We start from the raw sequence: 18,200 nt of genomic DNA on the forward strand, positions 1-18,200 counted from the left end.
GTGGGCCGGGCGCTCAGCGGGCCAGGAGTGAGCGCAGGGCCCCGGTGATCTCCGCCGGAGCCTCTTCGGCCATGAAGTGGCCGGCGGTGGTGAGGCGGTGGTCGAGGTCGGGGGCCCAGGCGCGCCAGAGGGCGGCGGCGTCGTAGCCGAGGGCGGCGCCCCAGTCCTGCTGGACGACGGTGACCGGCATGGTGAAGGCGGCACCGGCGGCGAGGTCGGCGCGGTCGTGGTCGATGTCGACGCCCGCGGAGGCGCGGTAGTCGGCGACGATCGAGGGGACGGCGGCGGCCGAGGCGCGGAGGTACTCGGCGCGGACGGCGGGCGGGATCGCGGCCGGGTCGCGGGTCCAGACGTCGAGGAAGTGGCCGAAGAAGGCGTCGGCCTCGGCGGCGATCATGCGCTCGGGGAGGCCGGGCGGCTGGGCCATGAGGTACAGGTGGAAGGCGACGGCGGCGCCGGCGCCGTGGAGGACGTCCCACATGTCGAGGGTGGGGACGACGTCGAGCATCGCCAGGTGGGTGACGGCGCCGGGGTGGTCGAGCCCGGCCCGGAAGGCGACGAGGGCCCCGCGGTCGTGTCCGGCGAGGGCGAAGCGCTCGTGGCCGAGCGCGCGGGCGAGGGCGGTGACGTCGGCGGCCATGGTGCGCTTGCTGTAGGTGTCGGGCCCGGCCGCGGCGGGTTTGTCGCTGTCGCCGTAGCCGCGCAGGTCGGGGCAGATGACGGTGTGGTCGGCGGCGAGGTCGGCGGCGACGTGGCGCCACATGAGGTGGGTCTGCGGGAAGCCGTGCAGGAGCACCACCGGGCTGCCGGTGCCGCCGACGGCCGCGTTGAGCGCGACGCCGTCGGCGACGGGGACGCGGTGCCGCGTGAAGCCGGGGATCGTCATGGTGGTCTCCTTCGTGTTCGGTGGGTCCGTTCGATCGTCTCCGGCCTCGATGAGCGTTCGATGAGCGATAGGTTGGGCGTCGGCGGGAGGGGTGCGCGGTGCGGGTGGGTTTCGGGGTGCTGGGGCCGGTGGCGGCGTGGGACGGCGAGGGCCGGGCGCTGGCGCTGCGGGGCGCGCGGCACCGGTCGGTGCTGGCGCGGCTGATCGCGGCGCGGGGCCGGACAGTGTCGGTGGAGCGCCTGGTGGAGGACGTGTGGGAGGTGCCGCCGGACGGGGCGGTGGGCGCGGTGCGCACGTTCGTGGCCGCGCTGCGCCGGGCGGTGGAGCCGGAGCGGGCGCCGCGCGCGCCGGCGCGGGTGATCGTCACGGACGGGCGCGGGTACGCGCTGCGGGCCGGGGACGGCGCGGTGGACGCGTGGCGGTTCGAGGCCGCGGTGGCGGCGGCCGCTGAGGCGGGCCCGCAATCGGTGTTCACGGGTCTCGATGCGGCGCTGGGCTGGTGGCGCGGCGGCGCGTACGCGGATCTGGAGGACCGGCCGTGGGTGCTCGCCGAGCGCCGCCGCCTTGAGGAGCTGCGGTTGGACGCGGTGGAGCGGCGGGCCGGGGCGCTCGTGGCGCTGGGCCGGGCCGGGGAGGCGGTCGCTGAGCTGGACGCGCATGTGGAGGGCCACCCGTGGCGGGAGGAGGCGTGGCGGCTGCTGGCGCTCGCGCTGCACCGGAGCGGGCGGCAGGCGGAGGCGCTGGAGGTGGTGCGGCGGGGCGGCGCGCTGATCCGGGACCGGTTGGGGCTCGATCCCGGTCCGCGCCTGCGGGATCTGGAGGTGGAGCTGCTGCGCGGGGGCGGGCCCGCCGCCGACGCGCACGCGGCGGTGTGGGCGCAGGCGGCGGCGTCGCTGGACGGTTCGGTGGGGGCGCGGGCGGTGCTCGACTCGACGGTGGGCCTGCTGCGGCACCTGGCGGTGACGGGCGCGGGCGGCCTGGAAGCGGCGGGGGCGCGGCGGATCGAGGCGATCGAAGCGGCCGAACGGCTCGGCGATCCGGTGCTGACGGCGCGGGTCATCGGCGCGTACGACGTGCCGGCGGTCTGGACGCGGTCGGACGATCCGGCCCGGGCGGCTCGGATCGTCGCGGCGGCCGAGCGGACCCTGGACGCGCTCGGCACAGACGCGTCGGCGGTGACGCGGGCGCGCCTGCTGGCAACGGTCGCAATGGAGTCGAGGGGCACCGGAGGCCCGCGCGCACTGGCGGCGGCGCGGAGTGCCGAGACGATCGCGCGGGAGCTGGGCGATCCGCCGCTGCTGGCGTTCGCGCTCAACGGGGTCTTCATGCAGTCGTGCCACCGCGCGGGGCTCGCGGCGGTGCGAGACGCGGTCGGCGCGGAGCTGACCGCGCTCGCCGCCCGGCACGACCTGGCCTCCTACGAGGTCCTGGGGCGGCTGGTGCGGATGCAGGCGCGGAGCGCGCTCCGGGACTTCGCGGGCGCGGACGCCCACGCGGGCGCCGCGGACGCGCTCGCCGACCGCCACGAGCGGCCGCTCACGCGGGTGTTCACGGCCTGGTACGCGGCGATGCGCGCGGCCGCGACCGGCGGCCCGGAGGAGGCCCGGGAGGCGTACGCCGCCGCGGCGGACCGGCTCGCGGGGGCCGGGATGCCGGGCGTGGAACGGGGTCTGGAGCCGCTGGCGCGCCTGTGCACGATCATCCACTTCGGACTGCCGGTGGAGGCGCGGAGCGGGGAGGACTGGGGCCCGTACCGCCCCTGGGCGGCGCCGCTGCTGGCCCTGGCGCGCGGGGACCGGGACGGGGCGGCCGCGGCGCTGGAGCGGGTGCCCGCGCCCCCGGGCGACCTCATGCTCGAAGCACTGTGGACACTGACGGCGCGGGCCGCGATCGGCCTGCGGCACAGGGACGGCATCGAGCGGTCGCTCGCCGCGCTCGGGCCGGCCGCCGCCGAACTCGCCGGGGCGGGTTCGGGAATGCTCACGGCGGGACCGGTGGCCCGGCACCTCGCCGATCTGCGGCGCGCGCGAGCGGAATCGTGACCGGATTCGCGCAATGCAAGCGCTACCACTGTGGATCGCTTGCGCATTCCGAATGATACCGACAGGTAACACTTCGGCCGACCGAATACAAGTCGCACGGATCGCGCGAGACCTATTGAATCCCTTCGTATTCACGCAATAGACTCACGGGCATGCCTTCCTCCCCCCGAACGGTCGCCGTCGGCGTCGACCTCGGCTCGGCGACCACCACCGTGTCCACCCGCCGCGACGGCGGCGCCGCGGAGGACGTGCACCAGAGCCCCACCACCGCGAACGGCGAGGAGCCGCAGCCGATCCCGGCGGACGAGCCCGCGCTCATCGGGCTCGCCGTCCCTGCCACCTGGAGCACCACCCGGCGCCGCGCCCACGCCGAGGCCGCCGCGAACGCGGGGTTCGACGCGGCGTTCCTGGTCTCCGAGCCCGAGGCCGCCGCCAGGCACTACGCGGCCGTCCAGGGGCGCCGGCTCGAAGCCGGTGCGCCCCTGGTGGTCTGCAACCTAGGCGCGGCCTCATGCCATGCGGCCGTGGTGCGCCGCGAGGGCGAGCGGTACCAGATCGAGGCCGCGAAGACCGCCGACGACATCGGCGGGCGGGCCTTCGACCAGCTCCTGCTCGACCACCTCGCGGAGCGGCTGCGCCGCACCGACCCCGATTATCTGGCGCGCGTGCAGAACCCGGGCGAGACCGCGCTGCGCGCCGCCGTGCTCGACGAGGTGCGGCGGGCCCGCGAGCGCCTGTCGGACCACCCCTCGGCCACGGTCGGGCTCCCCGGGCTCGACCGCGAGCTGCGCCTGACGCGCGAGGACGCCGACCAGTGCCTGACCCCGGCGGCGCTGCGCACGGTGAGCCTCATCGAGGAGGCGATGCGCGACGCCGGGATCGAGGCCGACCAGATCGCGGCGCTGCTCCTGGTGGGCGGGGCGAGCCGCACGCCGCTGCTCGCCGACGTCATCGGCCACCACTTCGGGGTCGCGCCGGTGCTCCCCGACCTGCCCGACCTCGTGATCGCCGAGGGCGCCGCGCTCGCGGGCCTGGCGCGGATCGGCGACGGGGACGAGGAGGAGTCGGCCGCGGCGGCGCCGTTCATCCGGATGCGCACGAGCCCCGAGGTGATCGTGACGATGATGGTCGTGGTGCTCGCGGTCCTGTCCTTCGCCGGGGTCGCGCTGCTCAACCGCGAGGGCCCGGACGTGCAGGACGTGGACGCCGCCACCGAGACCCCGCTGCCGGAGACCGGCGGCGAGGAGTCGGTCGAGCCCACTGCCGCAGGCGCCCAACCGGAGTCGGACCAGATCGAGGAACCGGAGCCCACGGCGCCGGTCGAGGAGGACGCGCCCGCCTCGCCGACCCCCGAGACCTCCGCGACCCCGTCGCCGGAGCCGACGAACCGCTCGGCGACGCCCGCGGGCGAGAACGGCGTCGCGGTCCCCGACGTGCTGGGCGAGTCCCTGGAAGCGGCGCGGGCGATCCTCGCGGAGGCGGGGTTCACCGCCGTCACGGCCACCGGGGAGCAGCGCGAGGGCAACGGCCAGGACGCCAAGAACTGCGAGGTCACGGACCAGACGCCGGGCGGCGGCGCGGCGCACTTCGCCGACGAGCCGATCGCGCTCACCTACGCCTACACCGGGAACGATTCCTGCTGAGCGTTCAGGCGGCGCACGGAGCACGGTTCAGGCGGTGCACGCCTGGACGAGCGCGGGGACGAGGAGGCGCAGCATGGCCTCGTCGGGGTCCGAGGCGGGGTCCGCTGCGGACGGCGCGTACTCGGTGATGCCGATCCCGGCGATCTCGTGGCGGGAGGCGAGGCCGATGACGGCTTCGAGCAGCGCCTTCGGGGTGAGGCCGCCCGGTTCGGGGTAGCAGACCGCGGTGATCCCGTCGAGCACGTCGAGGTCCACGTGGACGTAGACGACCGCGTCGGGGTCGAGGGTGTCGAGCCCGCCGATGCCGTGGCGGGCGATGTGCTCGGCCTCGCCGGGGTCGATCGAGCGGGCGCCGGCCAGCGCGATGCGCGAGGGCCGGAGCGCGGGCGCGGCGGTGAGGCCGTCGGGGCCCTCGCCTTGCAGCGCACGGAGGATCATGCCGTGGAACGCGCCGGAGGGCGAGGTCTCGGGGGTGTTCATGTCGGGGTGGGCGTCGAACCAGGCGACGGCGAGGCGGTCGCCGTGGCGTTCGAGGGCGGCCTGGATCGCGGCGAGTTCGATCCCGCAGTCGCCGCCGACGGTGCAGGTGAAGTCGTCGTCGGGCAGGGCGGCGCGGACGCGTGCGGCGGTGTCGGCGAGGGTCGCGCCGGGTTCGACGCGCACGTGCCGGTCGGCGGGGATCATGGCCGCGAGGCGGGCGGCGCCGGTGGCGAGCCGGGCGGCGTCCGGGGCGGTGGAGCCGCGGTGCTCGGGCACTTCGACGACGGTGGTCATGGGGTCCCCTCTCGTTGCGGCCCAGCGTATCGGGTCAGGCCACGCTGGTGAGGGCGGTGGTGGTGAGGGCGGTGGTGCGGGCGGCGGCCTCGGCGGCGGCGAGCGCGGCGAAGGCGTCGACGGCGGCGGTGTTCTCGCCCGCGCGCCAGACGAGGCCGTAGCGGACGGGTTCGGCGTCGACGACCGGGACGTGGGCGACTCCGGGCCGGGCGTGGTAGGTGCCGGTGTGGGCGGCGGTGAGGAGGGCGCCCTTGTCCGCGGCGACGAACATGAGGGCTTCCTGGAGGCTGGAGACGTCGGGTCCGGCGGGCACGGGCAGGCCCGCGGGGGTGCGGCGCGGGGCCTGGAGGGCGCGGCGGTAGTCGGGGATGTCGCCGTCGATGCCGATGAGGCTGGCGCCGGGGAGGTCTTCCATGGTGAGCCAGGGCCGGGCGGCGTAGGGGTGGGCGGCGGCGACGGCGAGCATGCGGGCCTCGGTGAGGATGGTGGGGCTCTTGGCGAGGTCGTCTTCGCGGACGGGCAGCTCCATGAGCAGGACGTCGTAGTAGCGGTCGCGCAGCTGCGCGTACGGGTCGTTGAAGGACATCTCGCAGATCTCGACGGCGAGTTCGGGGTGCTCGGCGCGGAGGGCGTCGACCGCGCGCATGGCGATCTCGCCGGTGAACGGGGCGGAGAAGCCGACGCGGAGGGTGCCGCCGAAGCCGCGGGCGGCGGCCGCGGTGCGGGCGAGGGCCTGCTCGATGGCGCGGTGGTGGGGTTCGACGTCGGCGCGGAAGCGGGCGCCGAGCTCGGTGAGGACGACGGTGCGGCTGGTGCGTTCGAACAGGGGCGCGCCGAGGCGCCGTTCGAGCCGCTGGACGAGCTGGCTGACGCGGGCGCGGGAGAGGCGCATGCGCACGGCGGTGCGCCCGAAGTGCAGTTCCTCGGCCAGGATCAGGAAGCACTCGAGTTCGTCGCGTTCCATGGCGTCCTCCGTATCGGTAAGTCTGACTGAATGAACGTTGCCGCGATCGCCGTTGTTCCCGCGCCGGTCCCGACCGACGATTGCACGACCACCGCAACTGCGTTCGTCAAGGAGACACCGTGAAAGCCCGTGAATGGGGTGTGCTGCTCGTCCTTTCAGGAGCGATCTTCCTGGAGGGCATCGACATCGCCATGCTCAACATCGCCCTGCCCTCGATCCGCGACGACCTGGGCCTCTCGACCGGGTCGCTCCAGTGGGTGGTGAGCGCCTACGTCCTCGGCTACGGCGGCTTCATGCTGCTGGGCGGCCGGACCGCCGACCTGCTGGGGCGCCGCCGGGTGTTCCTCATCGCGCTCCTGGTGTTCCTGCTGTTCTCCGGCCTCGGCGGGCTCGCCGAGAACGGGGCCACGCTCATCGCCGCCAGGTTCGTCACCGGCCTCGCCGCCGCGTTCATGACCCCGGCGGGCCTGTCGATCATCACCACCGGGTTCGAGGAGGGCCCCAAGCGCGACCGGGCCCTGATGGTCTACGGCGCCATCGGCGCCGGGGGCTTCACCCTCGGCATGGTCATCGGCGGCCTGCTCACGACGCTGGACTGGCGCTGGGTGTTCTTCATGCCGGTGGGCCTGTCGCTGGTGCTGCTCATCGCCGCGTCGGTGCTGATCCCGCGGTCGCCGCGCCCCGACCGCACCGGCAAGCGGTTCGACCTGCTCGGCGGGCTCACGATCACCGCGGCCGTGGTGCTGCTGGTGCTCGGCGTCGAGCGCGCCACGCATGTGGGGGTCGGCTGGACGGTCGGCGCGATCGCGGCGAGCCTGGCGCTCGTCGGGGCGTTCGTCGCCGTCGAGCGGCGCACCGCCTCGCCGCTGGTGCGGCTGGGGATCTTCCGCTCCGGTTCGCTGGTGCGCGCCAACGTGATCGGCATGATGTTCATCGCCGGGTTCTTCGGCTTCCAGTTCCTGGTGGTGCTGTACCTCCAGGAGCTGCGCGGCTGGTCGACGATCGAGGCGAGCCTGGCGATGCTCATCATGGGCATCGACGTGGCGCTGGCCCCGACGCTGACGCCGAGGCTGGTGCGCCGCTTCGGGAACGCCCCGGTGCTGCTGGCCGGGCTGGTGTTCGCGCTCCTCGGGTTCGCGCTGTTCCTCACCGCCGGGACGGGCACCTCGTACTGGGGGATGCTGCCGAGCCTGGTGTCGATGGGGATGGCGTTCACGCTGGCGTACGGCCCGCTGACCATCATCGCCACCAACGGGATCGACGAGGAGGAGCAGGGGCTCGCGGGCGGGCTGCTGTACACCTCGTTCCAGTTCGGCGCCGCGATCGGCCTCGCGGGGGTCGCGGCGGTCAACGTCGCCGCCACCGCGTCGGGGGCCGACCAGGACCTCCTCGCCGGCTACCGGGCCGCCATGGTCGTCCCGCTCGCCGCGGCCGTGATCGCGGTCGTGGTGGGGGCGTTCAACCTCCGGGGCCGGGCCAAGGAGGCGGCGGCCGAACCGGAACTGGTCGGCGTCGCGTAAGGGACGAGGCCAGCGCCTGAGCGGGGCGCCGGTGCCGCGGAAGCGGGACCGGCGCCCCTGGTCGTGTGCGGCGACGCGGGCCGAGGGCGCCTCCCGCCGTCGTGATGTGACCGCTCGTCCCACTTACCGGTCGGCAGGGTGGTGTGCGGCGGCGGGGGCTCTAGGATTGGCCGCATGAAGGTCTGGATCCCTCACGAAGCAGGGCTCGCCTACCTGGGCGTGCTCCCCGAAGACGTCGACGTCGAGATCTGGGAGGGCGGCGCGCACCCCTCCGACCCCGGGGACGTGCGGCTCCTCGTCCCGCCCGGCGGCCCGACTCCTGAGCAGGTCTTCGCCGACCTGCCCGCGCTGGAGGCCGTGCAGCTGCTCAGCGCCGGCGCCGAGCAGTGGGTGCCGCACACGCCCGACCGGATCGCCCTGTGCGACAACCGGGGCGCGCACACCGAGGCCACCGCCGAGTGGATCCAGACCGCCACGCTCGCGTCGATCCGGCGCTTCGACGCCTTCGCGCGGCGGCAGGCCGAGCGCGACTGGGCGCCGACCCGCACCGGGTCGCTCACCGGCGCGACCGCGCTCATCGTCGGCGCCGGGTCCATCGGCGAGTCCGTGGCCAGGCGCTTCGAGGCGTGCGGCACCGAGGTCCTCAAGATCGCCCGCACCGCCCGCGCGGGCGTCCACACCCTCGCCGACCTCCCCGACCTGCTCCCCAAGGCCGATGTCGTGGTCGTCATCGTGCCGCTGACCCCCGAGACCGAGCGCCTGGTCGACGCGGCGTTCCTCGCGCAGATGCGCGACGGCGCGCTGCTGGTCAACGCCGCGCGGGGCCGCGTGGTCGACACCGACGCGCTCACCCGCGAGGTCGCCTCCGGGCGGCTGCGGTGCGCGCTCGACGTCACCGAGCCCGAACCGCTCCCGGCCGACCACGAGCTGTGGGGCCTCGAAGGCGCCCTCATCACCCCGCACGTCGGCGGCGCCGTCGAGGGCTTCCTCGGGCGCGTCTACCCGCTCGTGGGCGACCAGATCCGCCGCCTCGCCGCCGGGGAGCCGCTGGCGCACGTCATCGAGAACGGGTACTGACCGGAGGGTAGGGCGGGCCGTACCCCGGTTCGGGGGGCTCGCATCATCGTCGCGTCCCGTTGCGGGCCATAGTGTTCGATCAATGAGAAAACGAACCGCCATCACCGCCGCGGTCGCCGCGGTCGGACTCGTCGGCGCACTCGCGGCCACGCAGGTCGCGAACGCCGGGACCGACCGCGACCGCGGCCCCGACACCGCGCTCCTGGAGGACCGCCTCGCGGACTTCGCCGCGCTCACCGACGGCTCGGTCCTCGTCGAGGTCCGCGACGGCCGCCACACCTGGCGCGAGGCCGAGGGCCCGCGGAGCCTGGACGAGGACGCCCGCGACGCGCGGCCGGGCGACCGGGTCCGCATCGGCAGCGTCACCAAGTCGATGGTCGCCGCGGTCGTCCTCCAGCTCGAAGCCGAGGGCGAGGTCGACCTCGACGCCGCGATCGACGCGTACCTGCCGGGCCTGCTCCCCTACGACGAGCAGCCCACGGTCCGCCAGCTCCTCCAGCACACCGGCGGCGTCCCCGACTGGGTGCAGCTCGCGTACCCGGGCATGGAGGAGGGCGACCTCACCGAAGTCCGCGCGGGCCTGGGCGAGTACTACGAGCCCGAGGAGCTGGTGGCGATCGCCGCCGCCGAGGACCCGCTGTTCCCCCCGGGCGAGGGCTGGGCGTACTCCAACACCGGGTACACGCTCCTGGGGCTGCTCGTCGAGGACCGCACCGGGCACAGCCTGCGGCACGAACTCCGCGAGCGGGTCTTCGAGCCGGTCGGCATGGACGACACGGAGCTGCCGCGGCCGGACACCGCGGGCGTCCGCGGCGCGCACTCGGTCCCGTACCTCACCACCGGCGACCCCGCCGACCCGTACTTCGACGCGACCGGGGCGTCCAACTCGCAGCTCTGGGCCTCCGGCGGCGTCGTCTCCACCGTGCGCGACGTGAACGACTTCTACGACGCGCTCACCGACGGCACCCTCGTCTCCGCGGATCAGCTCGCCGAGGCCACCGCCTTCACCGACACCGGCGCCGGGTTCCAGTACGGGCTCGGCCTCGGCGGGGTCGCGCTCGGCTGCCCCGAGGCGCCGGAGGAGGTCTTCCTCGGCCACGTGGGCGACGGCATGGGCCACCAGACCCAGACCTTCCACTCCTTCGACGGCGACCGCCAGATCACTATCTCCTGGAGCATCGACGACAAGCACGGCTACCACGACCCCGACGCGTTCGACCAGGCGCTCTTCGGGCTCTTGAGCGCGGGGCTCTGCGAAGCCTGAGCGCGCGGTGCGGGGCCGCCTCCGGGTCGGGGGCGGCCCTTCAGCGCCGGGCGATGGGCTCCTGGGCGCTGAGGCGGGCGGCGTCGGCCGCGGCGAGGCCGGCCACGTGGCCCTCGTAGTTGGTGATGCGCGTGGAGCGGCCGAACTTCAAGCGCGGGAACAGCTCCTCGGTGCGCGCGTCCACCCGCTGGTCGCGTTCGCGCATGACCGGGACGAGGTCGGTGCCGGTCTCCTCGGCCACCTCGCGGGCGGTGTCGTCGGCCGACTCGCGCAGGCGCTCGCCGATGCGCATCGCGAAGGAGGCCAGGAACGACTGCCGGAACGAGCGGGTCTGGGACTTGCCGCCGCGCTTGGCGGAGGCCGAACCGACCCGGGACATCGCGGAGGTCGCCTGGACCAGCAGCGAGTGGTACAGCAGCTCGACCGAGCGCAGGTCGGCCCGGTCGCCGATGAGCGTGGTGAACCCGCCGTCGGGCCAGTACACCGAGCGGCAGTGGTTGGCGTCGGCGATCTGCGCGATGAGCTCGGACTTGGGCTGCTCGTAGGGGCGCTCGACGACCACGCGCAGCGCCTCGGGCTCGCGCTTCGCCTCCCCGGACTCGGCGAGCAGGGCCTCGTTGATGCTGTGGCGGGCGATGAGCTCCTGGGCCTTGGCGGTGAACGCCTCGGCCTCGGCGTCGGAGTCGGTGGACTCGGCCTTCGCCAGGAGCGCGCGGATCTTCTGGTACTCGCGGGAGGACTCGGCGACGCCGAGCGCGTGCGCGATCAACGGCGTGCCGGGCAGGGGCTCGACGCGCGGGATCTTCGGGAGGGCGCCGATGAACTCGAGGGCTTCGAGGACGGCCGCCCACAGGACGATCCGGTCCCAGCGGCCCTCCCCGGCGGCCGCCTCGGCGACCCCGGCGAACTGGACGGCGGCGGCCAGCTCCTCGCGGTGGACGTTCCAGCGGTCGCTCAACTGCGACTCGCTGTAGCGCCGGAGCTGGCCGCGCATCATGACGGCGCCGGCCCTGGCCGCCTCGGGGGTGAGGGACTTGCGCAGGGCGCTGGTGACCTCGCGGGGCATCCAGCCCCACTCCCAGGAGCGGAGGACGGCGTCGTCGCCGAGTTCGTCGAAGACGCGGGCGAGCGCGGCGGGCCAGCCGGGCTCGTCGGAGGCGCCTTCGAGGGCGGAGGCGGCGTCGACCCAGTCGGTGCGGACGCTGCGGGCGCGCTGGAGGACGCCGAGCACGGCGTGCCGTGCGCGGCCTTCGGGCGGCAGCCCGCCGAGTTCGTCCTGTTCCACCGGTCCCCCGAACGTCGCGAGCGCGAAAGGGCCGAGTCTACCTGCGGGTCTCAGGCTTCGTCGGTGTCGATGTCGTCGCGGGTGACGTCGGCCCTGCCCTCCTCGGTGTACATGCGCAGGAACGCGAAGATCCCGGCGAGTCCGGCGATGACGCAGACGGGCGCGAAGAGGGTGGTGCCGCCGAAGATCACCGTGTCGGCGTCGCCGATCGCGATGCCGATCACCTGGGTGAAGGTGACGACGAAGCCCCCGAGGACGAGGACGACGATGCAGATCCGCGACGCGGCGGAGAGCAGGCTGCTCATGGGTCGGTTCTCCTGACTTTCCGGCTCACGGGACCCAGGCGATGCCGACGGCCATGAGGACGCCGAGCACGAACGTGGGGATGAGGTAGTAGGCGATCACGGGCTTGAAGGTCTTGACCGGGTTGACGTCGGCGATGCCGGCCGCGACGTAGAGCGGCGCGGCCCCCGGCGGCGAGGCGCTTTCGGAGGCGGCCCAGACCAGGACCGAGGCGTACGCGGCGACGGGAGCGACCCCGACCGCGGTGAGCGCGGCGTAGCCGACGCCGCCGACGGCCGCGATGGTGCCGGTGGTGCTCAGCGGCCCGGCGATGACGATGATGAGCGCGCCGACGACGATCGCGGCGACGACGGTGGGGACCCCGCCGAGCCGTTCGAGGATCGGGGCGAGCTGCTCCCCCAGGCCGAGCTCCGAGATGACCTCGGAGGCGGAGAACGCGGCGATCATGGTGACCGCGACCAGGCCGAGCTTGGGGCTGACGTCGCCGAGGAAGTCCCACCACGCGCGGGTCGTCTTCGGCAGGAGCCTGCGTCCGACGATGAGGCCGGGGATGAGCATGGCGACCGGGAGCCAGAAGAGCACCGGGATGGTGTCGGCGGCCTCGGTACCGATGCGGGCGGTGACGGCCTCGCCGGAGGAGCCGTTCGTGGCGAGGATGGGCACGGCAATGGCGAGGAGCACGATGAACGACGACCAGCCCGCTTTCGCGGTGCGCCGCAGCGGCTGGAGGTCGGCGGGGTCCATGGCGCCGACGCCGCGTTTGCGGATCATCACGTACGCGGCGATGACGCGGGAGGCGAGGAACCACAGGGCGGCGATGAACATGGTCAGGATGACGTCGTTCGAGGAGAGGTCGCCGACGACCGTGGGGAAGGCCAGGAGCAGGAAGAACGCACCACTGAAGGGGAAGACCGCGCCGATGCCGGCGTTGCCGCCGAGGACGGTGGCGGCGGTCTCGCCGCTGGCGTTGGAGCGCTTGATCCACGGGATCGTGATCGAGCCGACCGTGGCGGCGGTGGCCGCGCCGTTGTGGGCGACCGCGCCGAACAGGGCCGAGCCGAGGGTCGCGGCGTAGATCGAGCCGCCGCGGAAGCGGCCGATCATGGAGCTGAGGACGTCGACGATGCGCTGGACGACGCCGACGCGGACCAGGAGCTCGCCGACGATGACGAACGCGAGGGCCGCGTAGGTGACCTCGTTCATGAGCCCGGAGAGCAGGCCGGTCCACAGGGCGGGGAGGAAGTCGGCGCCGGCGAACAGGGCGCTCACGACGAACCCGGCGGTCATGGACTCGCCGATGTTGCGCTTGAGGACCACGTTCCACACGACGATGGTGCCGATGAAGGCGGCGAGGGCGATGACCGCGATGTAGTCGCTCACGAGGCGGCTCGCGGGGCGGGCGGGCCCGGGTCGGACCGAGGGGTACGGGGACGGGACATGGTCTGGCCTCCACTTTGAAACCGGATTGGGCTGTTGCCCGATCGACAATACTATAGTTTGAATCAAGATCAAACAGTATCGAGCCCTGAATTCCAGCGCGTCGTCCTCCGGGATGCACGCACGCCGAAACCCGGCCCGTCGCGGTGGACGGGCCGGTGAGGCGGTGCGGAGGAGTGCGGAACTAGGCGAGGACGCGGAGCTTGGCGCCCTCGATGTGGCCCTTCATGAGTGCGGCCGCGCGCTCGGCGTCGCGGGCGAGGAGCGCGTCGAGGATGAGGCGGTGCTCGCGGGCGGCGTCGCCGACCCCGGTGCGCCCGCGCTTGGTGAACAGGCGGAACCGCTGCATCTGGCCGTCGAGGGAGTGGAGCGCCTGCTCCAGGAACGGGTTGTCGCTCTGAGCGGCGATGAGCCGGTGAAAGGCGTCGTCGGAGGTCCAGTAGTGCCGGAAGCCCTCGGGGTCCTCGTCGGCGTGCGGGACGGTGGCGTCGAGGTCGTCCACGGTGGCGCGCAGCTCGTCCAGGAACTCGGGGGTGGTGCGCAGGCCCGCCTGGAGCGCCAGCTCGGGCTCGATCACCATGCGCGCCTCCATGAGCTTGGCGACCTCGCGGTCGGTGAGGGCGTCGGCGACCTGGTAGCCCTTGAGCGCTTCGCGGCGCACGAGGCCGGTGTGCTCCAGCCGTGCGAGTGCTTCGCGCAGCGGGGTCTGGGAGACCTCGAGTTCGCGGGAGAGGGCGCCGATGTTCAGCGGCTCGCCCGCGGTGCGCCGGCCGTCGAGGAGCTGCTGGAGGAGCACCCCGTACATCCGGTCCGCCACCGGTTCGCGGGTCGACCGCCTGCTCGTGACCACTGGAACGCTCCTTCTCCTTCGGACCCCCGATTCTGCCATACAGGATCGGGCCGGATTCGATACCAGTGGCGGCGATCCCCGAGCGCGGAGGCCGCCGGGCGGCCTCCGCGGCGCGCTACGCGACGGGTTCGAGGTTGGTCTGCCCGTAGGCCGCGGCGGCGGTCGGGCCGGTCAGGTACCGCACGAGCGCTTGGGCCGCTTCGGAGGCGGGGCCGGCGCTGAGGGTCGCGGAGAACTCGGTGTAGTGCTGGACCTCGGGCGGGAACGGGCCGACGATCTTGGCCGCGGGCACGAAGAGCAGTTCGCTCAGCTGCTGGATCGCGATGTCGGCGCGCCCGTCCACGACGGCTTCGGCGATGAAGCCCTTCTCGATGATCGTGGCGCGCTGGTTGAGGCGGTCGGCGATGCCGAGGTCCTCGATGAGCTGCGCGAAGTAGATGCCGCTGGCGCCGGTGACGGAGTAGGCGACGCTGCGGGCGTCCAGGAGCGCCTGCACGAACGCGTCCTTGGTGGCGATGTCGGGCTCGGGCGCGTCCGAGGTGACGGCGAGGCCGATGCCGCTGCGCGCGATGGGGGTGCGGGAGGCGAGGTCCACGATGCCGCGCTCGGCGAGCGGGTCGAAGGAGCCGGTCACCCCGATCATGACGTCGAAGGTCTCGCCCGCGTCGATGCGGCGCACGAGCTGCACGGTCGGGTCGAACACGGTGGTGACCTCGATGCCGGTCTCGGCGGTGAACGCGGCGAGGACGACGTCGTCGAGGGCCTTGCGGACGGCGAGGGTGGAGAACAGCGTGATGGGGCCGGACATGGCGGTTTCCTTCGGTCGGTTGGTGATCGGGAACGGCTGGGACTAGGACGGGCGCAAGGCGGCGGCCTGCGCGGCGGTGAGTGGCCGGGTCGGGGAGCCGCGCAGGAGCAGGTGGAGTTTCGCGGTCTCCTCCAGTTCCTCGACGGCTTCGACGGCCGCGGCGAGGCTGCGGCCGGAGACGACCGGGCCGTGGTTGCTGAGCAGCATCGCGTGGTGCCCGCGGGCGGTGGCCTCGGCGAGCGCTTCGAGCGAGGCGTCGCCGGGCGCGTGGTACGGCAGCAGCGGCAGGCGCCCGATCCGCATGGCGTAGTAGGCGGTCAGCGGCGGCAGCGCGTCGTCGGGATCGAGCCCGTCCAGGCACGAGACGGCGGCGGCGTATGTCGAGTGCGTGTGCACGACCGCGCCGTCACCGGGCCGGGCGCGGAGCACGGCCGCGTGCAGGAACGCCTCTTTGGACGGCCGCGGGCCGTCGAGGTGCGCGCCGTCGGCGCCGATGAGCGAGAGGTCGGCGGCGGTGACGGTGCCGAGGCTGGAGCCGGTGGGTGTGATGAGGATGCCGTCGGCGGTGCGTACCGAGAGGTTCCCGGTGCTGCCGTGGGTGAGTCCGCGGCCGAACAGGGAGCGCGCGGCGGCGACGATCTGGTCTGCGGCGGTGTCGGTGGTCATCGCGCCTCCGAGGCGGTGAGCAGGAGGTCCGGTTCGCCGAAGTTCCCGGACTTGAGCAGCACGTCGAGGCCCCGGCCGGTGTGGATCCAGGGCACGCCCCGGGCGGCCTCGGCGCCGATCACGCCGCCGTCGACGCCGAGCGCGGCGACGATCGCCCCGGAGGTCTCGCCTCCGGCGCACACGAAGCGGGTGACGCCCCTGTCCTTGAGGCCCAGGGCGACGCGCGCGATGGCGGCTTCGAGGACCTGCGCGGAGCGCTCGGTGCCGAGGGCGTCCTGGACGGCGGCGAGGTCGCCCGGCGGCAGGGAGGAGTAGACGAGCGGCGCGGGGCCGGGCGCGAGCGCGTCGTACCAGGAGAGGGCGGTCGCGGCCAGCGCGTCGGGGTCCGGGGAGGCGAGCGCGTCGAGCCGGTGGGCGGGGCGCCCGGCGCGTTGCAGGTGCGCGATCTGTTCGAGGGTGCGCGCCGAGCAGCTTCCGGCGAGGACGGCGGCGGGGCCGCCGGGGGGTTCGGGGTGTGCGTCGGCGGCGGTGCCGCGGCGTTCGGCGGCGACGGCGGCGAGGGCTCCGGCGAGGCCGGCGCCGCCGCCGGTGAGCGGTTCGTCGGCGACGGCCCGGGCGACGGCGAGCAGGTCGGCGTCGGTGAGGGCGTCGGGGAACAGGTAGCGGGAAGTCCGGCGTGCCTTGGTGATCGCGGCGGCGATCGCTGCGGTGCCTTCGCGGACGACGGCGTAGGGGACGGCGGCGCTGCCTGGGGCGGCGGTCTGGGCGTCCATGAGGCGCGGCAGGTTCGCGTCGCGCATGGGGGTGAGCGGGTGGTCGCGCATGGGCGAGTCGGAGAGGAGCCGGTCGTGGACGAACAGGTGCCCTTGGTAGGCGGTGCGGCCGTGCTCGGGCGAGGCCGGGGTGTGGACCACGGCGTCGGTGCCGGTGAAGGCGGTGAGCGCGTCGAGGACGGGGCCGATGTTGCCTTGGGAGGTGGAGTCGAAGGTGGAGCAGTACTTGAAGTAGAGCCGGTCGGCGCCCGCGGCGCGCAGGCGCGCGGCGGCGGCGAGGCTGTCGGCGACGGCGTCGTCGGCGGGGGCGGTCCGGGTCTTGAGCGCGATGACGACGGCGTCGAGGTCCGGGTCGACGGCCTCTGGGAGTCCGAAGTAGACGGCGGTGCGGAGTCCCTGGCGGCGGAAGGCGACGGCGGCGTCGGTGCCGCCGGTGACGTCGTCGGCGATGGCGCCGATCATGACCCCTCCTCGGTGAGGAGGCGGCGCAGGGCGGCGGCGGCGCTGGCGGGGCCGGAGACGACCGGGAGGCCGATGGCCGCGCTGAGCCGGTCCCCCGCGGGGGCGAGGGAGTACTGGGCGAGGAAGACCGCGTCCACGTCGGCGGCGAGGGGGCGGCAGGCGTCGGTCAGGGCGCTGACGAGTCCGTCGTGGTCGCCGGCCTTGGTGGCGGTCATGGCGGCGGGGACGGCGACGCCGGTGACCTCGGTGGCATCGCCGAGGGCGGCGGTGAGGCGGGCGGCGGAGTCGTCCTTGGCGGTGTCGAAGGAGGCGACGACGAGGACGCGGCGGTAGCCGGCGGCGGCGATGTCGGCGACGGCGTCCTCGTCGGGGGCGAGGACGGGCTTGTCGGCGGTGAAGGCTTGGGCCACTTGGCCGTAGAGGGAGCAGGTGAGCAGGACGCCGTCGGCGCCGCCGGCGAGGGCGAGGGTGATGAGGCGGTTCATGCGCTCGCGCAGGTCGTCGTCGAGGCCGCCGCGGGCGTCGGCGTCGGTGAGGAGGCGGTCGTCGAGGAGGTTCCACACCTCGGCCTGCGGGAACACCTTGGCGAGGGCGTCCTGGGCGGGCGGGATGGAGGCGGGGACGGCGTTGATGAGGGCGATCCTCGGTGCGGTGCTCATGCGGTGTACTCCTTCATCCAGGCCAGGCCCGGGACGGTCTCGTTGCGGGGGCGGTATTCGCAGCCGATCCAGCCGGTGTACCCGGATTCGGCGATCGCGGAGAACAGTGCGCGCCAGCCGATCTCGCCGGTGCCGGGCTCGTGCCGCGAGGGCGGGTCGGCGATCTGGAGGTGGAGGACGAGGTGCTGGAGCCGCTGGTAGGTGCGGATGAGGTCGCCTTCGTCGATCTGCGCGTGGTAGAAGTCGAGGAGGAGGCCGGCCCGGTCGGGGCCGACGGCCTCGACCACGGCGGCGGCCTGGTCCTGGGTCTCCAGGACGAACCCGGGGGCGTCGCGCTTGTTCTGGGCTTCGAGGAGCAGGCGCACGCCGGTGCCGGCGGCCTGGTCTGCGGCCCAGGCGATGTTGGCGGTGTAGCGGGCGAAGGCGCGGTCGCGGGTGACGCCGTCGGGGACGATGCCGCCGACGACGTGGAGGAAGGGCGCGCCGAGCGCGGTGGCGTACTCGAGGCCGCGCAGGACGCCGTCGCGGTACTCCCCCACCGCGTCGGGCAGGCACGCGAGTCCTTGGCGGGTGGGCGATCCGGCGGGGCCCATGGGGGTGTTGACGAGGATCTGCTCGAGGCCGTTGTCGGTGAGGAGGCGCGCGAGGCGCGCGGGCTCGTACTCGTAGGGGGAGGGGTACTCGACGGCGGTGAACCCGGCGTTCGCGGCGGCGGCGAAGCGGTCTTCGAAGGCGTGCTCGGTGAAGAGCCACTTGAGGTTGGCGTCGAAGCGGAGTGTCATGGCGG

General features: G+C 74.1%; 17 protein-coding genes. 5 read left to right on the forward strand and 12 right to left on the reverse strand.

The window, feature by feature from the left end; all coding sequences use genetic code 11:
- Positions 1 to 13: 13 nt before the first annotated feature.
- Entirely contained in the window at positions 14 to 886 is an 873-nt protein-coding gene (locus BLS99_RS13395; protein ID WP_091050253.1) for an alpha/beta fold hydrolase, read from the reverse strand.
- A 98-nt stretch (positions 887 to 984) separates the two neighbouring features.
- Between BLS99_RS13395 and BLS99_RS13400 the strand changes: the two genes are divergently transcribed.
- A complete protein-coding gene (locus tag BLS99_RS13400; RefSeq protein ID WP_091050256.1) occupies positions 985 to 2,928 on the forward strand; it encodes an AfsR/SARP family transcriptional regulator in 1,944 nt (647 codons plus the stop codon).
- A 152-nt stretch (positions 2,929 to 3,080) separates the two neighbouring features.
- On the forward strand, positions 3,081 to 4,571 hold the full coding sequence (locus BLS99_RS13405; RefSeq protein WP_091050260.1) for an Hsp70 family protein: 1,491 nt from the start codon (positions 3,081 to 3,083) through the stop codon (positions 4,569 to 4,571).
- Between the two features lie 27 nt (positions 4,572 to 4,598).
- Here BLS99_RS13405 and BLS99_RS13410 read toward each other — a convergent pair whose 3' ends face one another.
- Together BLS99_RS13410 and BLS99_RS13415 are read right to left on the reverse strand one after the other, a co-directional pair.
- Complete coding sequence (locus BLS99_RS13410) at positions 4,599 to 5,345, reverse strand: arginase family protein (RefSeq protein WP_091050263.1); 747 nt, start codon at positions 5,343 to 5,345, stop codon at positions 4,599 to 4,601.
- A 34-nt stretch (positions 5,346 to 5,379) separates the two neighbouring features.
- Positions 5,380 to 6,309 carry a LysR family transcriptional regulator gene (locus tag BLS99_RS13415; protein ID WP_091050266.1) on the reverse strand — a complete coding sequence of 310 codons (930 nt, stop codon included), beginning with the start codon at positions 6,307 to 6,309 and terminating at the stop codon, positions 5,380 to 5,382.
- Positions 6,310 to 6,428: 119 nt separating this feature from the next.
- On the opposite strand from BLS99_RS13415, the gene BLS99_RS13420 reads away from it, so the two are divergent.
- The 3 genes from BLS99_RS13420 to BLS99_RS13430 all read left to right on the forward strand — a co-directional run bounded on the left by BLS99_RS13420 (position 6,429) and on the right by BLS99_RS13430 (position 10,170).
- Positions 6,429 to 7,829 carry an MFS transporter gene (locus tag BLS99_RS13420; protein ID WP_091050270.1) on the forward strand — a complete coding sequence of 467 codons (1,401 nt, stop codon included), beginning with the start codon at positions 6,429 to 6,431 and terminating at the stop codon, positions 7,827 to 7,829.
- A 174-nt stretch (positions 7,830 to 8,003) separates the two neighbouring features.
- A complete protein-coding gene (locus tag BLS99_RS13425) occupies positions 8,004 to 8,906 on the forward strand; it encodes a 2-hydroxyacid dehydrogenase (protein WP_091050273.1) in 903 nt (300 codons plus the stop codon).
- Between the two features lie 82 nt (positions 8,907 to 8,988).
- Positions 8,989 to 10,170, forward strand: a complete 1,182-nt coding sequence (locus BLS99_RS13430) for a serine hydrolase domain-containing protein (RefSeq protein ID WP_091050277.1) — start codon at positions 8,989 to 8,991, stop codon at positions 10,168 to 10,170.
- A 40-nt stretch (positions 10,171 to 10,210) separates the two neighbouring features.
- Here the strand turns inward: BLS99_RS13430 and BLS99_RS13435 are convergent, their stop codons facing one another.
- The 9 genes from BLS99_RS13435 to BLS99_RS13475 all read right to left on the reverse strand — a co-directional run bounded on the left by BLS99_RS13435 (position 10,211) and on the right by BLS99_RS13475 (position 18,195).
- Complete coding sequence (locus tag BLS99_RS13435; protein WP_091050281.1) at positions 10,211 to 11,455, reverse strand: DUF2786 domain-containing protein; 1,245 nt, start codon at positions 11,453 to 11,455, stop codon at positions 10,211 to 10,213.
- A gap of 50 nt (positions 11,456 to 11,505) precedes the next feature.
- Positions 11,506 to 11,760: a hypothetical protein gene (locus tag BLS99_RS13440; protein WP_091050284.1), complete on the reverse strand. Its 255-nt coding sequence runs from the start codon at positions 11,758 to 11,760 to the stop codon at positions 11,506 to 11,508.
- Between the two features lie 25 nt (positions 11,761 to 11,785).
- Entirely contained in the window at positions 11,786 to 13,138 is a 1,353-nt protein-coding gene (locus BLS99_RS13445) for a TRAP transporter large permease subunit (protein ID WP_245712246.1), read from the reverse strand.
- Between the two features lie 241 nt (positions 13,139 to 13,379).
- Positions 13,380 to 14,045, reverse strand: coding sequence for a GntR family transcriptional regulator (locus BLS99_RS13450; RefSeq protein ID WP_245712247.1), 666 nt, complete (start codon positions 14,043 to 14,045; stop codon positions 13,380 to 13,382).
- A 115-nt stretch (positions 14,046 to 14,160) separates the two neighbouring features.
- The gene (locus tag BLS99_RS13455; RefSeq protein WP_091050288.1) at positions 14,161 to 14,853 is read right to left on the reverse strand and encodes a molybdate ABC transporter substrate-binding protein; all 693 of its coding nucleotides are present in this window, start codon (positions 14,851 to 14,853) and stop codon (positions 14,161 to 14,163) included.
- A gap of 42 nt (positions 14,854 to 14,895) precedes the next feature.
- Entirely contained in the window at positions 14,896 to 15,519 is a 624-nt protein-coding gene (otnC, locus tag BLS99_RS13460) for a 3-oxo-tetronate 4-phosphate decarboxylase (protein WP_091050291.1), read from the reverse strand.
- Positions 15,516 to 16,754, reverse strand: a complete 1,239-nt coding sequence (gene otnK, locus BLS99_RS27435) for a 3-oxo-tetronate kinase (protein WP_091050295.1) — start codon at positions 16,752 to 16,754, stop codon at positions 15,516 to 15,518. The genes otnC and otnK overlap by 4 nt, the downstream gene beginning before the upstream one ends.
- Positions 16,751 to 17,413: a hypothetical protein gene (locus tag BLS99_RS13470; protein ID WP_091050298.1), complete on the reverse strand. Its 663-nt coding sequence runs from the start codon at positions 17,411 to 17,413 to the stop codon at positions 16,751 to 16,753. Before BLS99_RS13470 ends, otnK begins: the two co-directional genes overlap by 4 nt.
- The gene (locus tag BLS99_RS13475; protein WP_091050301.1) at positions 17,410 to 18,195 is read right to left on the reverse strand and encodes a hydroxypyruvate isomerase family protein; all 786 of its coding nucleotides are present in this window, start codon (positions 18,193 to 18,195) and stop codon (positions 17,410 to 17,412) included. The genes BLS99_RS13470 and BLS99_RS13475 overlap by 4 nt, the downstream gene beginning before the upstream one ends.
- Positions 18,196 to 18,200 lie beyond the last annotated feature (5 nt).

The sequence above is a fragment of the Glycomyces sambucus genome, from assembly GCF_900102815.1.
GTDB classification, from domain to species: Bacteria; Actinomycetota; Actinomycetes; order Mycobacteriales; family Micromonosporaceae; genus Glycomyces; species Glycomyces sambucus.

Coding starts and splice junctions, on each gene's coding strand:
- BLS99_RS13395 (WP_091050253.1), bottom strand. CDS start 886: ATGACGATCCCCGGCTTCACGCGGCACCGCGTCCCCGTCGCCGACGGC.
- BLS99_RS13405 (WP_091050260.1), top strand. CDS start 3,081: ATGCCTTCCTCCCCCCGAACGGTCGCCGTCGGCGTCGACCTCGGCTCG.
- BLS99_RS13410 (WP_091050263.1), bottom strand. CDS start 5,345: ATGACCACCGTCGTCGAAGTGCCCGAGCACCGCGGCTCCACCGCCCCG.
- BLS99_RS13415 (WP_091050266.1), bottom strand. CDS start 6,309: ATGGAACGCGACGAACTCGAGTGCTTCCTGATCCTGGCCGAGGAACTG.
- BLS99_RS13425 (WP_091050273.1), top strand. CDS start 8,004: ATGAAGGTCTGGATCCCTCACGAAGCAGGGCTCGCCTACCTGGGCGTG.
- BLS99_RS13430 (WP_091050277.1), top strand. CDS start 8,989: ATGAGAAAACGAACCGCCATCACCGCCGCGGTCGCCGCGGTCGGACTC.
- BLS99_RS13440 (WP_091050284.1), bottom strand. CDS start 11,760: ATGAGCAGCCTGCTCTCCGCCGCGTCGCGGATCTGCATCGTCGTCCTC.
- BLS99_RS13455 (WP_091050288.1), bottom strand. CDS start 14,853: ATGTCCGGCCCCATCACGCTGTTCTCCACCCTCGCCGTCCGCAAGGCC.
- otnC (WP_091050291.1), bottom strand. CDS start 15,519: ATGACCACCGACACCGCCGCAGACCAGATCGTCGCCGCCGCGCGCTCC.
- otnK (WP_091050295.1), bottom strand. CDS start 16,754: ATGATCGGCGCCATCGCCGACGACGTCACCGGCGGCACCGACGCCGCC.
- BLS99_RS13470 (WP_091050298.1), bottom strand. CDS start 17,413: ATGAGCACCGCACCGAGGATCGCCCTCATCAACGCCGTCCCCGCCTCC.
- BLS99_RS13475 (WP_091050301.1), bottom strand. CDS start 18,195: ATGACACTCCGCTTCGACGCCAACCTCAAGTGGCTCTTCACCGAGCAC.